Origin of the sequence: Micromonospora sp. NPDC047644, assembly GCF_040704315.1 — a bacterium.
GTDB lineage: Bacteria > Actinomycetota > Actinomycetes > Mycobacteriales > Micromonosporaceae > Micromonospora.
The window spans coordinates 71,156-85,960 of sequence record NZ_JBEYSY010000016.1 but is presented as its reverse complement, the minus strand read 5'-3'; the positions used below and the strand labels follow the sequence as shown (position 1 = coordinate 85,960).

Annotated in this window: 17 protein-coding genes; 3 read left to right on the top strand and 14 right to left on the bottom strand. The window is 71.7% G+C overall.

The annotated features are described in order from the left end of the window. Window positions 1-599: 599 nt before the first annotated feature. The gene (locus AB0877_RS25345) at window positions 600-1,115 is read right to left on the bottom strand and encodes a hypothetical protein (protein WP_366611954.1); all 516 of its coding nucleotides are present in this window, start codon (window positions 1,113-1,115) and stop codon (window positions 600-602) included. Window positions 1,116-1,404: 289 nt separating this feature from the next. Between AB0877_RS25345 and AB0877_RS25340 the strand changes: the two genes are divergently transcribed. Together AB0877_RS25340 and gndA are read left to right on the top strand one after the other, a co-directional pair. Then, the gene (locus AB0877_RS25340; RefSeq protein ID WP_196919265.1) at window positions 1,405-1,701 is read left to right on the top strand and encodes a thiamine-binding protein; all 297 of its coding nucleotides are present in this window, start codon (window positions 1,405-1,407) and stop codon (window positions 1,699-1,701) included. Window positions 1,702-1,890: 189 nt separating this feature from the next. Then, window positions 1,891-3,333, top strand: a complete 1,443-nt coding sequence (gndA, locus tag AB0877_RS25335) for an NADP-dependent phosphogluconate dehydrogenase (RefSeq protein ID WP_355009268.1) — start codon at window positions 1,891-1,893, stop codon at window positions 3,331-3,333. Window positions 3,334-3,463: 130 nt separating this feature from the next. Here gndA and AB0877_RS25330 read toward each other — a convergent pair whose 3' ends face one another. From AB0877_RS25330 to recO, 5 genes are all read right to left on the bottom strand, one after another. Then, complete coding sequence (locus AB0877_RS25330; RefSeq protein WP_366611953.1) at window positions 3,464-4,225, bottom strand: pirin family protein; 762 nt, start codon at window positions 4,223-4,225, stop codon at window positions 3,464-3,466. Then, entirely contained in the window at window positions 4,222-4,449 is a 228-nt protein-coding gene (locus AB0877_RS25325; RefSeq protein WP_357227752.1) for a thioredoxin reductase, read from the bottom strand. The genes AB0877_RS25330 and AB0877_RS25325 overlap by 4 nt, the downstream gene beginning before the upstream one ends. A gap of 144 nt (window positions 4,450-4,593) precedes the next feature. Beyond that, window positions 4,594-4,779: a hypothetical protein gene (locus AB0877_RS25320; protein ID WP_030491795.1), complete on the bottom strand. Its 186-nt coding sequence runs from the start codon at window positions 4,777-4,779 to the stop codon at window positions 4,594-4,596. A gap of 71 nt (window positions 4,780-4,850) precedes the next feature. Then, window positions 4,851-5,663, bottom strand: coding sequence for an isoprenyl transferase (locus tag AB0877_RS25315; protein ID WP_366611952.1), 813 nt, complete (start codon window positions 5,661-5,663; stop codon window positions 4,851-4,853). A 4-nt stretch (window positions 5,664-5,667) separates the two neighbouring features. Continuing rightward, window positions 5,668-6,534 (bottom strand): DNA repair protein RecO, encoded by an 867-nt coding sequence (gene recO / locus AB0877_RS25310; RefSeq protein ID WP_366611951.1) that lies wholly within the window; start codon window positions 6,532-6,534, stop codon window positions 5,668-5,670. 102 nt (window positions 6,535-6,636) lie between these two features. On the opposite strand from recO, the gene AB0877_RS25305 reads away from it, so the two are divergent. Next, window positions 6,637-7,449 carry a DUF4097 family beta strand repeat-containing protein gene (locus AB0877_RS25305; protein WP_366611950.1) on the top strand — a complete coding sequence of 271 codons (813 nt, stop codon included), beginning with the start codon at window positions 6,637-6,639 and terminating at the stop codon, window positions 7,447-7,449. On the opposite strand, the gene AB0877_RS25300 is transcribed toward AB0877_RS25305, so the two are convergent. The 8 genes from AB0877_RS25300 to AB0877_RS25265 all read right to left on the bottom strand — a co-directional run bounded on the left by AB0877_RS25300 (window position 7,436) and on the right by AB0877_RS25265 (window position 14,774). Then, complete coding sequence (locus AB0877_RS25300) at window positions 7,436-8,554, bottom strand: acyltransferase (RefSeq protein WP_366611949.1); 1,119 nt, start codon at window positions 8,552-8,554, stop codon at window positions 7,436-7,438. The genes AB0877_RS25305 and AB0877_RS25300 overlap by 14 nt on opposite strands. 106 nt (window positions 8,555-8,660) lie before the next feature. Continuing rightward, window positions 8,661-9,566, bottom strand: a complete 906-nt coding sequence (gene era / locus AB0877_RS25295) for a GTPase Era (RefSeq protein ID WP_366611948.1) — start codon at window positions 9,564-9,566, stop codon at window positions 8,661-8,663. Beyond that, window positions 9,563-9,949, bottom strand: a complete 387-nt coding sequence (locus tag AB0877_RS25290; protein WP_366611947.1) for a cytidine deaminase — start codon at window positions 9,947-9,949, stop codon at window positions 9,563-9,565. Before AB0877_RS25290 ends, era begins: the two co-directional genes overlap by 4 nt. After that, window positions 9,942-11,366 carry a hemolysin family protein gene (locus tag AB0877_RS25285; protein WP_366612037.1) on the bottom strand — a complete coding sequence of 475 codons (1,425 nt, stop codon included), beginning with the start codon at window positions 11,364-11,366 and terminating at the stop codon, window positions 9,942-9,944. Before AB0877_RS25285 ends, AB0877_RS25290 begins: the two co-directional genes overlap by 8 nt. Then, window positions 11,342-11,815 (bottom strand): rRNA maturation RNase YbeY, encoded by a 474-nt coding sequence (ybeY, locus tag AB0877_RS25280; RefSeq protein ID WP_030491788.1) that lies wholly within the window; start codon window positions 11,813-11,815, stop codon window positions 11,342-11,344. Before ybeY ends, AB0877_RS25285 begins: the two co-directional genes overlap by 25 nt. 15 nt (window positions 11,816-11,830) lie before the next feature. Next, complete coding sequence (locus tag AB0877_RS25275) at window positions 11,831-12,889, bottom strand: PhoH family protein (protein WP_366611945.1); 1,059 nt, start codon at window positions 12,887-12,889, stop codon at window positions 11,831-11,833. Window positions 12,890-13,020: 131 nt separating this feature from the next. Continuing rightward, window positions 13,021-14,388 carry a serine hydrolase domain-containing protein gene (locus tag AB0877_RS25270; protein ID WP_366611944.1) on the bottom strand — a complete coding sequence of 456 codons (1,368 nt, stop codon included), beginning with the start codon at window positions 14,386-14,388 and terminating at the stop codon, window positions 13,021-13,023. Window positions 14,389-14,414: 26 nt separating this feature from the next. After that, window positions 14,415-14,774: a histidine triad nucleotide-binding protein gene (locus AB0877_RS25265; protein ID WP_088988083.1), complete on the bottom strand. Its 360-nt coding sequence runs from the start codon at window positions 14,772-14,774 to the stop codon at window positions 14,415-14,417. Window positions 14,775-14,805 lie beyond the last annotated feature (31 nt).

Here is a 14,805-nt window from a genome sequence, read left to right as displayed (position 1 = left end):
TCATCGCCGGCTGCTGCCCGCCGCCGGCAAGCCGCCCGCCGTCTGCCGGCAAGCAGCCCACCGTCTGCCGGCAAGCAGCCCACCGTCTGCCGGCAAGCAGCCCGCCGTCTCCCGGCAAGCAGCCCGCCGTCTCCCGGCAAGCGGCCCGCCGCCCACCGCCCACCGCCCACCGCCCACCGCCCACCGCCCACCGCCGACAGCAAACCGCCCCCTGCCCGCCGACCCGACGACCCGCCGACCCCGGTGCTCACCGCCCGCTGCCGGCGGCCCGTCGACCCTTGCCCGCTGCCCCTTGCCCGCCGGCAAGATCCGCACAACATCAGGGATGTAGTGGCCTCCATCGCCAGCGAAGCCACTACATCCCTGATGTTGTTGTCGCCGCCCGGACGCCCACGCGCATCCCCCGCCGATCTTGCGAATTCTGTCGTTGATTCGTCTATTTATGCCGGTTATGCGAGGACAGAAAGTGCAAGATCGCGGGGCGGGGCGGGGCGGAGCGGAGCGGGGCGGCGTGGGGTGGAGCGGGGCGGAGCGGAGCGGGGCGGCGTGGGGTGGAGCGGGGCGGAGCGGGGTAGGGCGGGGTGGGCGGGTGTGGGGGGTCAGCTTCGGCGGAAGGCGTAGCGGCGGGCCTGGCCGGCCTGCTGGCTGCGGCCGGCGCCGGAGCGGTTGCCGCCGCCCTGTGGCGGCCCGGCCGTCGGTGCTTTCGGTCGGCCGCTCGGCTTCGGTAGATCACTAACGGCGGGCGCGTCGACGACCGCCGGCACATCGACCACTGCCGGCACCTCGTCCGGCAGCGCCACCTCGTCCAGGGCGGCCGGCAACGTCGACTCAGCCCGCAGTGCCACCTCCACCAGGGCGGCCGGCAGCGCCGGCTCCACCAATGCCGGCGGCAGCGGCGACTCCGCCAGGGCGGCCGGCAGCGCCGGCTCCACGAGCAGCGCCGGCAGCGCGGGCCCAGCCCGCAGCGCCGGCTCCACGAGCGGCGCCGGCAGGGCTGGTTCGACCGCGAGGTCGAGGGCCGGGATGGTGGTTGGCAGCGGGCCGGCCGCCGGGTCGACGCCGAGGGGCGTCGCTTCGGGGGTACGGGTCTTCTTCGGGTTACGCCTGGCAGGCATCCGGGTCTCCTTCAATGCCGACCGGCACGGCCGGTCCCGCGCTGCGGCGGTCGGTCGGATCGGCTGGTGACCGTCGTTGCGCGACGGTCGAGTGGGGAAGGGACTGCTCACCGGGCCAGGCAGGGCCATCGCCACCGAACGGCGGGGAGGGAATGCGGGACGCCCGGGAGCGCACGGACCGCGACGCGGGACGGCGGGCCGGCTCGGAAGTGGGGCGTCAGTTACGCATGTTCGTACCGTAGCCACCGCCCGACCGGCGCGCATCCGGTTTTACTGGCACGATCGGCAGATGCTGATCGCGTTCTCGATCACCCCGCTCGGCGGTGACGACTCCGTGGGTGACCTGGTCGCTGAGGCGGTGCGGGTGGTTCGTGCGTCCGGGCTGCCCAACCGGACCGATGCCATGTTCACCACCGTCGAGGGCGAGTGGGACGAGGTGATGGCGGTGGTGAAGCAGGCGGTCGACGTGGTCGCCGCGCGGGCGCCTCGGGTGAGTGTGGTGCTCAAGGCCGATGTCCGGCCCGGGGTCACCGACGCGCTGACCGGGAAGATCGCCCGAATCGAAGCCCGTCTCGCCGAAGGCTGACGCGCGCGGCGCGAAATGACGACACGTTTCCCTGCGCGGGACTCACCGACCAGCGCCGAGAGGCCCAGCCGCCAGGGGCAACGTCCACATTACGTGCAGTAACGGGACGTCGATCACTGGTCCGTATCGGCTCACATCACGGTAAGTTTCCAAGCGCTGATAGTGGTGTGACGAGAGGTGGCGGCACGAATGGCTGATCAGGCGAGGGCACAGATCGGTGTGACCGGGCTGGCGGTGATGGGTCGCAATGTGGCCCGCAACCTGGCCCGCAACGGCTTCACGGTGGCAGTGCACAACCGCTCGCCGGAGCGCACCCGCAGCCTGGTTGCCGAGCACGGCGACGAGGGCACGTTCCTGCCGGGCGAGACGATGGCCGATTTCGTGGCGTCACTGGAACGACCCCGCGCGGTCATCGTGATGGTGAAGGCCGGCGCGCCCACCGACGCGGTGATCGACGAGTTGGTGCCGCTGCTCGACGAGGGCGACATCATCGTCGACTGTGGCAACGCCCACTTCGCCGACACCCGTCGCCGTGAGGAGGCGCTGCGGGCCCAGGGGTTGCACTTCAGCGGCACCGGCGTCTCCGGCGGCGAGGAGGGCGCGCTGCGCGGGCCGAGCATCATGCCGGGCGGCTCCGCCGAGTCGTACGCGAAGCTCGGGCCGATGTTCGAGAAGATCGCCGCCCAGGTGGACGGCGTGCCGTGCTGCACGCACGTCGGGCCGGACGGTGCCGGGCACTTCGTCAAGATGGTGCACAACGGCATCGAGTACGCCGACATGCAGCTCATCGCGGAGGCGTATGACCTGCTCCGGGCCGGTCTGGACGCGACGCCGGCGGAGATCGCGGAGATCTTCCGGGAGTGGAACAACGGCGAGCTGGAGTCGTTCCTCATCGAGATCACCGCCGACGTGCTCGCGCACACCGACGCGGCGACCGGCCGGTCGTTCGTGGACATCGTGCAGGACCGGGCCGAGCAGAAGGGCACCGGTCGGTGGACCGTGCAGAGTGCCCTGGACCTGGGCATCCCGATCACCGGGATCGCCGAGGCGACCTTCGCCCGTTCGCTGTCGGGGCACGTCGACCAGCGCGAGGCGGCCCGCCGGGCGTTCCCCGACGCGGGTGAGAAGTGGCAGGTGACCGACCGGGAGACCTTCGTCGAGGACGTCCGCCGGGCGCTGCTCGCCTCCAAGATCGTCGCGTACGCGCAGGGCTTCGACCACATCCGCGCGGGCAGCCAGGAATACAACTGGGACATCGACCTTGGCGGCACCGCGACGATCTGGCGGGGCGGCTGCATCATCCGGGCCCGCTTCCTCAACCGGATCCGTGAGGCGTACGACGAGCAGCCCGACCTGCCGACGCTGCTGGTGGCGCCGTACTTCGCCGAGGCGGTCAGCGCTGGCGTGCCGAGCTGGCGGCGGGTGGTGGCCGACGCGACCCGGGCCGGCGTGCCGACGCCCGCGTTCTCGTCGTCGCTGGCGTACTTCGACGCGTTGCGCGCGGAGCGGCTGCCCGCGGCGCTGATCCAGGGTCTGCGGGACAACTTCGGCGCGCACACCTACCAGCGGGTGGACCGCGAGGGTTCGTTCCACACCACCTGGGCCGCCGACCGCACCGAGTCGCCGGCGTAGTCGCGCAGCACCACCGCACCACCGCATGATCGTGCTCGATCCATGATGTAGTGGCCTTCCAGAGGTGGGAGGCCACTACATCCATGTTCGAGCGTGATCTAGGGAGACGGCAGGTGCGAACCGGTAGCGGTCAGGCGACCGTGGCGTGCATCTCCCAGACGAGGATCTCGGCGGGTTCGTCGGCGCTCACCCGCCGGCCGCCGGTCATGGTGAGCCGGGCGGCGTCACCGCTGCCGAGCGGACCACTGCCCTCCAGGGTCACGGTGCCGTTGGGCACGTAGAGGTGCACGTAGGGCGCGTCCGGGATGGTGACCTCGTCGCCGGGGGCGAGACGGGCGGCGTGCAGGGTCGCGTACCGGTTGCGGATCCGGATCGCGGACGCGCCGTCGTAGCGGTCCATCCCGGAGGCGATCGGCACCAGGCCGCCGCGGAGCAGCTCGTCCTCGATCTCCAACTGCTCGTAGCCGGGGTCTACGCCCTGCTCGTCGGGGAGCACCCACATCTGCACGAAGTGCACCGGGTCGGTGTGCGGCTCCTGGTTGTTGAGCCGCCAGGCGTCGTTCTTCTCCGAGTGCAGGATGCCGGTGCCGGCGCTCATCCGTTGGGCCAGACCCGGGTAGATCACCCCGGAGTGCCCGGTGGAGTCCTGGTGCACCAGGGAACCGCGCAGCACCCAGGTCACGATCTCCATGTCCTGGTGCGGGTGCGTCTCGAAGCCGGCGCCCGGTCGGACCACGTCGTCGTTGTTGACCAGCAGCAGGCCATGGTGGGTGTTGGCCGGGTCGTAGTGCCGGGAGAACGAGAAGGAGTGCTTGGAGTCCAGCCAGGAGATCCGGGTGGCGAAGCGATCATCGGCACGGCGGATGTCGACGGCGGGGGCCGGTGCGGTCACCAGGCACGCTGCCCGGCGTCGGGGGTGGACGGCGCCCAGGTCAGGGCCGGCTCGCCGCTGGCCAGTTCGGCGATCTCACCGGTGCGCAGCTGGGGCGTGTGGCCGAATTCGGCGCAGTGCTGCTCGGCGATCTCGGCGCAGATCTCGGCCACCTGCTCGCAGATCGGGTCGCCCAGGTCGGCGGCGTTCAACGCCATGATCATCTTGAAGCGGAGATCCCGCATCTGGCCCCCAACCGCCGTCGTCCCACCACCTCCGGACCCTACCCGGCGCTCCTGCACGGCACCCCGAAACAGCCGCACGGGGCACAGATGGGATGGCGCCGCCCGCACGGGCGTGCGGGCGGCGCCGGGGACGGGTGGGGACGGTCAGAAGAAGCGGCGGCGCTTGGCCTTCTGCGGGCGGATCAGGTCCGCACCCTTGGTCAGCAGCCGGGTCGCCCCGGAGGGACCACGCCGGGCCTCCAGGGTGTGGCTGAGTCGGCGGGCACCGGCCGCGGCCAGCGGCACCGCGACCGCCATCACCGCCCACTGGGCAATGCGCTTCTGGATCATGTGGGTTCACCTCCGTCAGTGGCTTCTGACGTCTCTGATACCCAGAGTGACGTGCGGGTAAGCGCGTCGGCTCAGATAACCGGGGCGACCGGGTTGGGCAGCGCGCCGCCGAAGCGTCGGTCCCGCTGGGCGTAGAGCTCGCACGCGTACCAGAGGTGGCGGCGGTCGAAGTCGGGCCAGAGCGTGTCCAGGAAGACCAACTCGGCGTACGCGGTCTGCCAGAGCAGGAAGTTGGAGATCCGTTCCTCACCGGAAGGGCGCAGGAACAGGTCGACCTCCGGGATCTCCGGGTGGTAGAGGTACTTCGCCACGGTCTTCTCGGTGACCTTCGCCGGATCCAGTCGGCCGGCCGCCACGTCCCGTGCGATCGCCGCGGCGGCGTCACCGATCTCGGCCTGCCCGCCGTAGTTGACGCAGAACTGCAGAGTCAGCGTCGAGTTGTCGCGGGACATCTCCTCGGCGGTCTGCAACTCGGTGATGACGCTCTTCCACAGCCGACCGGGTCGGCCCGACCACACCACCCGTACGCCCAGGTCGACCAGTTGGTCACGGCGGCGACGGATCACGTCCCGGTTGAACCCCATCAGGAACCGGACCTCGTCGGGCGAACGCCGCCAGTTCTCGGTGGAGAACGCGTACGCCGACAGGTACGGGATGCCCATCTCGATGGCGCCCTCGATGGTGTCGAAAAGGCTGTGCTCCCCCGCCTCGTGCCCCTTGGTGCGGGGCAGCCCGCGGTCCTTGGCCCAGCGGCCGTTGCCGTCCATCACCACCGCCACGTGCTGGGGCACCGCGTCGGTGGGCAGCGCCGGCGGTCGGGCCCCGGACGGGTGTGGCACCGGCGGGGTCGGCTCGCGCCGGCCGGCCTTCTTCGATCGGATCACTCGGTCACTCCCTGTTCGCGCCGTCCGCCCCGGCCTCGACGTCGCCGCGTGGCCGGAGCACCACGGCCCCGGTGCCTTCCGGCGGAGGGGCCGTGCCGGCCGCCGAGGGACCCCGGTCGACCAGCGGCAGCGAGCGTAGCGCGCGCTCCAGGTGCCACTGCAGGTGAGCCGCGACCAACCCACTGCACTCCCGACGTACGGCGGCGTCGGTGGCGTCGGCGATCATCCAGTCGCCGGAGGTCAGCGCGGACATCAGATCGATGGTGGCCGGGGCGGGATGAGCCGCCCCAGGGGGCCGACAGTCCGGACAGACCGCGCCGCCGGCCGGAACCGAGAACGCCCGGTGCCGCCCGGGCGTGCCGCAGACCGCGCAGGCGACCAGCGCCGGCGCCCAGCCGGCCAGGGACATCCCGCGCAGCAGGTACGCGTCGAGCACCAGGGTGGTGGCGTGCTCGCCCCGGGACAGCGCCTTCAGCGCGCCGATGGTGAGCTGGAACAGCCGCAGCGACGGCTCCCGCTCCACCGGGGTCAGCCGCTCGGCGGTCTCGGCGATCGCGCTGGCCGCCGTGTAGCGCGGATAGTCGCCCAGGAACCGTTTGCCGTACAGGTCGATGCCCTCGACCTGGCTCACGGTGTGCAGTGAACTGCCGTGGTTGCCCTTCGGGTCGCCGGCGAGCTGGAGGTCGACGTGGCCGAACGGCTCCAGCCGGGCACCGAACTTGCTGGTGGTGCGGCGGATCCCTCTTGCCACCGCGCGTAGCCGGCCGTGCCGGCGGGTGAGCAGGGTGATGATCCGGTCGGACTCGCCGAGCTTCTGCACACGCAGCACCACCGCGTCGTCGCGGTAGAGCTGTCGGCGATACCCGGCCATCGGGCCATTCTCCCTCGGGGTGTGAAATCAGGGTTGGTTCGGGGTGCAAGCGCGGTTGAACCCCGATGCGGCGGCCACGTGCCCGGCCGTAGCGTGCTGGCCATGGCCCTGCACCTGACCACCCCCGCCCGCCGCCGTCGGCGCGTCGCCGCTCCCGTCGCACTGGGGCTCACCACCACCCTCATCGTGCTCGCCGGGTGCGACAACCTGTCGTTCCGCCGGCTCGACTACGACAACACCGAGGCGGTCCGGATCACCACGGTCCGGGTCTCCGGGGGTTCGGGCGACGTGGTGGTCCGCGGCACCGGCACGGCGTCCGAGGTGCGGATCAAGCGAGTCGTTCGCTACCAGGGTGGCGAACCGGACAACACCCGCTACGAGATCAAGGGCAGCGAGTTGGTGCTGGACACCAACTGTGGCTCGCGATGCAGCATCTCCTACGAGGTGACGGTGCCCGACGGCGTGGCGGTGCAGGGCGAGACCAGCTCCGGCAACGTCGAGCTGAGCCGGGTCGGCACCGTGGAGCTACAGGTCAGCTCGGGTGACGTGCGGATCTCCGGTGCGTCGGGCGCGGTCGGCGTGGAGGCCCGGTCGGGCAACATCGAGGTGAACGAGGCCGCCGCGGCGGTACGGCTGCGCGCCTCGTCGGGAGACATCACCGCACGCCGGCTGGGCGGCACTGTCGACGCCGAGGCCAGCTCGGGCAATGTCAACGTGGAGCTGGACAAGCCCGCCTCGGCCCGGGTCCACGCCTCCAGCGGTGACGTCACGCTGGTGGTGCCGCAGGGCAGCTACCGGGTCCGGTCCAACGCCGACTCCGGCGACGAGACCGTCACCGTCGCCGACAACCCGGCGGCGTCCCTGGTGCTCGACGGTTCGGCCAACAGCGGCAACCTCACGATCAGCGAGCGTTGATCTCGACGTCGGCCGCCTCCCCGGCCGTCCGCTGGGCCGGCACCACCGCTCGTGCGTCGGTCGCCCCGGCTTCGGCGCCCGGACGGGCTGCCGCGTCGGCGGACGGCCCCGGGCCACCGGGGATCAGCTCCGGGCGGCGGCGGGCGGCGACGTCCTCGACCCACCCGACGGCCAGGGTGACCAGCCCGACCAGGGCGAAGACCAGCAGCACCCGGATGGCCAGGCCCACCGGATCCTGGTGGGACCAGCCCACCACGTCGACCAGTGGGGTGAGCGCCACCACGAACGGCATGTGCCAGAGGTAGACGGTGAGCGCCCGCCGGTTGAGCACCGTCACCGCCCGGTCGGCCGGTCGGCTCCGGCTCAGCCAGGCCACCCCGGCCGGCGCCCGGCCCAGCACGATCAGGATGAACGCGGCCGACCAGAGGGCGTTGCCCAGGGGGTTGTCGTTCAGGTCGTACCCACGCGGCCCGGGATGCTCGACGATCCAGGCGCCGCCGGCGACGGCGAGGGCGAGCGCCACCGGGTAGAGCAGCCGGCCGGAGAGTCGGCGCAGCATCCCGGTGTGGTGGGCGAAGCCGAGCAGCCACGCGCCGAAGTAGAGCCCGAAGTCGCGCAGCACCGGCGGTGCCGGGTAGATCCCCACCTCGATGGTCACCAGCAGGAGGTACGGGGTGAGCAGTGTCAGCAGCGGGGCACGCCGGAAGAGCCAGAACGCGACCGGCGAGGCGAGTACGAACCAGAGATAGTCGCGCAGGTACCAGATGGTGCTCAGCGCCAGCGCGCCCCAGTGGTTGGCCGGCGGGTCGGCGATCGGGAACAGCCACAGCAACACCCGAGGGCTCAGCGACAATCCGCTGAACAGCATGGCCGGCACGAAGACCACCGCGAGCACCCACAGCGACGGCAGCAGCCGACGCAGCCGACGCCCGACCGCCGCCGGGCCGACCCGGGTCAGCGACGCGGCCATCAGCGAGCCGGCCAGCGCGAACATCACCGACATGGCGGGGAAGACGAGGGTGAGGGTCGCCCATCCGGTGACGTGGTAGACGACCACTCGAACGATGGCCAGGGCACGGAGGAGGTCGAGGTACCTGTTGCGCATCAGCCTGCATCTCGGTCGGGGACGCGGGGCACGACTCTCCTACCCTGCGTGGCGCCCGTACCAAACGACCGCTGTCCCGCCGGTCGGGCACCGCCGACGAGGTGGGTCAGAAGCCCAGCTTGCGCAGTTGCCTCGGGTCGCGCTGCCAGTCCTTCGCGACCCGCACGTGCAGGTCGAGGTAGACCCGACCGCCGAGCAGCTCCTCGATCTGCTTGCGGGCGGTGGTGCCGACCTCCTTGAGCCGACTCGCCTTGTGCCCGAGCACGATGGCCTTCTGGCTGGGCCGCTCCACGTACAGGTCGGCGTAGATCTTCATGACCTGACCCTCGGGGATCATCTCCTCCACCACCACGGCGATGGAGTGCGGCAGCTCGTCGCGGACCCCCTCCAGGGCGGCCTCCCGGATCAGCTCGGCGACCAGCACCTGCTCGGGATCGTCGGTGAGCATGTCGTCCGGGTAGAGCTGCGGCGACGGCGGCAGGTACGTGGTCATCACGTCGACGAGGGTGTCCACCTGGTGCCCGGAGACCGCGCTCACCGGCACGATCTCGGCGAACTCCCCCATCTTGCTGACCGCCAGCAACTGCTCCGCCAGTTGGCGCTTGTTCACCAGGTCGGTCTTGGTGACCACCGCCAGCACTGTCGCCTTCAACTCGGCCAGCTCGCCGGTGATGAACTTGTCGCCGCGCCCGACCGGCTCGTTCGCCGGGATGCAGAGGCCGATCACGTCGACCTCGGTCCAGGTGGACCGGACCAGGTCGTTGAGACGTTCGCCGAGCAGCGTACGGGGGCGGTGCAGGCCCGGCGTGTCGACGAGGACCAGCTGCGACTCCGGTCGGTGCAGCACCGCCCGGATGACGTGCCGGGTGGTCTGCGGTTTGTTGGAGGTGATGGCGATCTTGGTGCCGACGATGGCGTTGGTCAACGTCGACTTGCCGGCGTTGGGGCGACCGACGAAACAGCCGAACCCCGCCCGGTACGGACGCGCCTGCGGATCCTGCACCGGGCTCACTGGGTCACCGTGCCGAGGATCGTGCCGTCCGGAGCGGCCACGTGGACCGGCGCGTCCGCCGCGAGGTCTCGTACCGCCGCGTGCCCGGCACCGTCCAGCGTCGACGCCTCGGTCACCACCACCGCCGCCTCCAACCGACTCGCCCCGGCCGCCACGGCCGACGCCACCGCCAGCTGCAACGCGGTGAGCGTCAGCGACGGCAGCGCGACGCTGGCCGCCGCGTACGTCCGGCCGTCCTGGTCGCGGACCGCGGCGCCCTCAACGGCACCGACCCGCGCGCGGGCTCCCCGGGCCAGGACGACGAGCTTGCCGTCCTCGGCGCTCAGCGCGCCCGACGCGGTGGGGGTGGGCCGGGCGGCAGGCGCGGCGGGAGTGTCAGGCATCGGCGGATTGCCTCTCGTCGTCTCGATGGTTGTCCGTGTCGTCTCCGGGGCCGGCGTGCTCGCCGCGCCCCGCGGTGTCCTGTTCGTCGCCCGGCTCCACCCGACTGACCAGGACGGTGTCGATCCGGTTGCGCCGGCCGGTGGTGCCCTCGGCGACCAGGCGGAGACCGGCGACCTCGACCTCGGCCCCCGGGATCGGCACCCGCCCCAGCGACTGGGCGAGCAGACCGCCGACCGTCTCCACCTCGTCGGTGGGCAGGTCGGTGTCGAACAACTCGCCGAGATTCTCCACCGGTAGGCGAGCGGTCACCCGCACCGAGGAGTCCGCCAGGCGTTCGACGGGCGGGCGCTCGACATCGTACTCGTCGGTGATCTCACCGACGATCTCCTCGAGGATGTCCTCGATGGTGACCAGACCGCCGGTGCCGCCGTACTCGTCGACCACGATGACCAGGTGGTTGCGGGCCGCCTGCATCTCGGACAGCAGGTCGTCGACCGGCTTGGACTCCGGTACGAAGGTCGCCGGGCGCATCAGCTCGGCCACCGGCAGCTGCTCGGCCCTCGGGTCCCCGCCACGGGAGCGCCGGATCAGGTCCTTGAGGTAGAGCACCCCCAGCACGTCGTCGACGCTCTCGCCGATCACCGGGATGCGGGAGAAGCCGGAGCGGAGGAAGAGCACCAGCGCCTGCGCGAGCGTCTTGCCCTCCTCGATCCACACCATCTCGGTCCGCGGCACCATCACCTCACGGGCGATGGTGTCGCCGAGCGCGAAGACGGAGTGGATCATCTGGCGTTCGCCGTGCTCGACCACGCCGCGCTGCTCGGCCAGGTCGACCAGCTCCCGCAGCTCCACCTGGGTGGCGAACGGACCTTCCCGGAAGCCGCGCCCCGGGGTGACCGCGTTGCCGATCAGGATCAGCAGCGACGCGAGCGGGTTGAGCGCCCGGCCCAGCCAGCGGACCAGCGGTGCCACCGCACGACCCACGGCGTAGGCGTGCTGCCGGCCGATGGTGCGCGGGGCGACGCCCACCACCACGAAGCTGACCACTGTCATCGCGCCGGCGGTCACCAGCGCGGCCCGCCAGCCGGCGCCGAAGCTGTCCACCGCCACGAGCGCCACCAGTGTGGTGGCGGTCAGCTCGGCGAGCAGCCGCAACAGCAGGAGCAGGTTGAGGTGCCGGACGACGTCGCCGGCCACGACCTGGAGGGTACGGGCGCCACGCACGCCGTCGCGGGCCAGCTCGGCGGCTCGGGCCGGTGAGACCGCGGCGAGGGCCGCCTCGGTCATCGCGATCAGGCCGGCCAGCACCACCAGACCGGCGGCGAAGACGATCAGCTGAAAGTCGGGAAGGCCGGCGGTGGCGCCGGCCGCGAGTAACGGAGGAGTGGACATCACTGGGTGCGGGTCGACCGCCAGCTCGCCAGCAGCCGAGCCTGGAGCGCGAACATCTCCCGCTCCTCCTCCGGCTCGGCGTGGTCGTAACCGAGCAGGTGCAGCACCCCGTGCACGGTGAGCAGGTGCAGCTCGTCGGCCGGCGCATGCCCGGCGGTCGCCGCCTGCTTGGCCGCCACCTCCGGGCAGAGCACGATGTCGCCGAGCAGGGCGGGCTCGCCGCCGGCCGGTGCGGACTCACCCGGGCCGTGGTCGACGCTGCCCTCGTCCATGGGGAAGGCGAGCACGTCGGTCGGGCCGTCGCCACCCATCCAGCGGTGGTTCAGCTCGGTCATGTAGTCGATGTCGACCAGCAGCACTGACAGCTCGGCGAGGGGGTTGACCCCCATCTCGTCGAGGGCGTGCCGGGCGACGGCGAGCACGGCGTCGGTGTCGACGTCGACACCGGACTCGTTGGCGATCTCGATGGACAACTGCTTTCCTCTGCTTTAGCGGCGGCGGCCGGCCCGGCCGCCCTGGGCGGGTCGCCCAGGCACGGCGTGAACGCCCTGCGCCTGCTGGTTCTCCCGCTCGGCGTCCCAGCGGGCGTACGCGTCGACGATCTCCCCGACCAGCCGGTGGCGGACCACGTCGGAGCTGGACAACTGGGAGAAGTGCACGTCTTCGACGTTTTCCAGGATCTCCCGAACCACCCGCAGCCCGCTGCTCGTCCCGCCGGGAAGGTCCACCTGGGTGATGTCACCGGTCACGACGATCTTGGAGTTGAAGCCGAGCCGGGTGAGGAACATCTTCATCTGCTCGGGCGTGGTGTTCTGCGCCTCGTCCAGGATGATGAACGCGTCGGAGAGCGTACGGCCCCGCATGTACGCCAGCGGGGCGACCTCGATCGTCCCCTGGGCCATCAGCTTAGGAATGGTCTCCGGGTCGAGCATCTCGTGCAGCGCGTCGTAGAGCGGGCGCAGGTACGGATCGATCTTCTCGTTGAGCGTGCCGGGCAGGAAGCCCAGCCGCTCGCCCGCCTCGACCGCCGGACGGGTGAGGATGATCCGGTTGACCTGCTTGGCCTGCAACGCCTGGACGGCCTTCGCCATCGCCAGGTAGGTCTTCCCGGTGCCGGCGGGGCCGATGCCGAAGACGATGGTGTGGGTGTCGATCGCGTCGACGTACTTCTTCTGCCCGAGCGTCTTGGGGCGGATGGTGCGCCCGCGTCGGGAGAGGATGTTGAGGGTCAGGACCTCGGCGGGCCGCTCGGCGCTGCCCTGCTCGAGCATGCCGACGGTACGCCGGACGGCGTCAGTGGTCAGGGTCTCGCCTTTCTCGATGAGTTCGAGGAGCTCGCTGAAGACCCGCTCGGCGAGGGCGTTGTCCGCGGGGTCACCGGTGATGGTGATCTCGTTGCCGCGGACGTGCACGTCACTGGTGACCGAGCGTTCGACGAGTCTGAGGATCTCGTCGCCTGCGCCGAGCAGATTGACCATGATCTTCGGGTCGGGCACGGTGATCCTGGTCTGCACCCGGGGCGGGCCGGGAGGTGGGGTGCCGGTCATAGGTTGGGCCGAAGGGCCCTGCGCCACCTGCTCTCGATCTCGGCGCCGGCCTGCTGGCCTGGCGTGCGGACGTTACACCCATCGTATCGGTTCAACGCGGGCCGCATCGCGCCCATTTCCGCTGGCCGCGATCAACTCCCGGCCCGGAAGTCGTACCGGTCGAAGGTCTCCTGGTGGCGGGTGAACCGGTACGTCGCCCAGTGCATCCGGACCACCGCGCCGGCCCCGTCCCGGGTCAGCCGCAGCAGCTCCCCGACCTCCCGACCGGAGACCACCCGGAACACGTCCGGCTGGTCCGGCAGCGGGGTGAAGATCGCCGGCGGACGTCCGCTCGGGTCACCGACCCCGCGCGCCCGCAGGGTGCCGTCGTGCCACGAGAAGACGTACTCGGAGCCCTCGCCCCACCAGTGGCCGAGCGCACCCCGCAGGGCCGCCGGCGCGGGTGCGCCGGGTCGCCAGGGCTCGATCTCGGCCGGGTCGCGCTCGACCGCCGCGGCCAGCAGCCGGTGCGACAGGTCGAACAGGTCGGTCGCCGTGCCGGACGAGCCGAGCACGGCCGCGCCCATCGCCGCGGGCGTGCCGTCACCGCCACGGCGGCCGTACGCCCCGGCGAGGAAGCCGGGCATCGCCCCGTCGTGCCCCACGTGCATCACCCGCTCCCCCTGCGGGACCAGAATCAGCCCGAGCCCGAAGCCCGCGCCCCAGAGCGTCTCGTCGGTGGTGGTCAGCGGCCAGCGCATCTCGTCGAGGGTGGCCGGAGCGAGGACCGCGCCGGCCGGGTCCAGCGCCGCCGGGTCGGCCAGGAACGCCGCCCAGCGGGCCATGTCGGTGGCGGTGCTCCAGAGCTGGGCGGCCGGGCCGACCGCGCCGAAGTCGGTCGGCGGTTCCGGGTGCGCCTCGTCGGAGTACGCGTCGACCAGGAACCCGGTGGCCGCCGTCGGGCGCGGGGTCACCGTGGTGTCGGTCAGCCCCAGCGGGGTCAGGATCCGTTCGGTGAGCGCCTGCGCCCAGCTGCCGCCCCGGAGCCGGGCGACGAGTTGGCCGAGTACGGCCATGCCCAGGTTGGAGTAGTGGAACCGCCGGCCGGTCGGCAGCACCCGCTCGGCCCGGTCCAGCTCGGCGACCAGTTGGTCGTCGTCCGGTGCGCGCAGGCTGTCCCACACATCGCCGAACGGCTCGCGTTGCAGGCCACCGGTGTGCGACAGCAACCGGCGTACGGTCAGCTCGCCGTGCGCCGGGAGGTCCAGGTGCCGGCCCACCGGGTCGTCCAGGTCCAGCAGCCCGTCGTCGCGGCACTGCAGGACCAGCACCGCGGTGAACGTCTTGGTGATCGAGCCGATCCGGAACTGGGTGCCCGCGCCCAGCGGACTGTCGGTGCCGGTTTCGCCGACGGTGCAGCTCCAGAGCGGTCGGTCGGCCCGGTGCAGCGCCGCGGAGACCGCCGGCACCCGCGCTTCGGCCTGCACCCGCCGGACCAGCCGGGCCAGGTGCTCATCCACCCCAGAGCCAGGTGCCGCCGCTGGGGTCACGCCAGGTCCCGGGCGAGCATCGGGCCGAGCGGCGCACCACCGAGCAGGTGCGCGTGCACGTGGAACACCTCCTGCCCGCCGTACGCGCCGGTGTTGAACATCAGCCGGAAACCGTCGCCGAGCAGCCCCTCGTCCTCGGCCACGGCGGCGGACGTCGCCAGCACGTCGGCGGCCAGCGCCGGGTCGCCCTGGGCGAGCGTGGCGACGTCGGCGTAGTGCTCCTTCGGAATGACCAGGACGTGCACCGGCGCCTTCGGGTCGATGTCGCGGAAGGCGAGCGTGGTGTCGGTCTCCCGGACCACTGTGGCCGGGATCTCCCCGGCGACGATGCGGCAGAACAGGCAGTCGGATCCCATCGGAGCAGTGTAGGGACCGACGGGCCGGGGA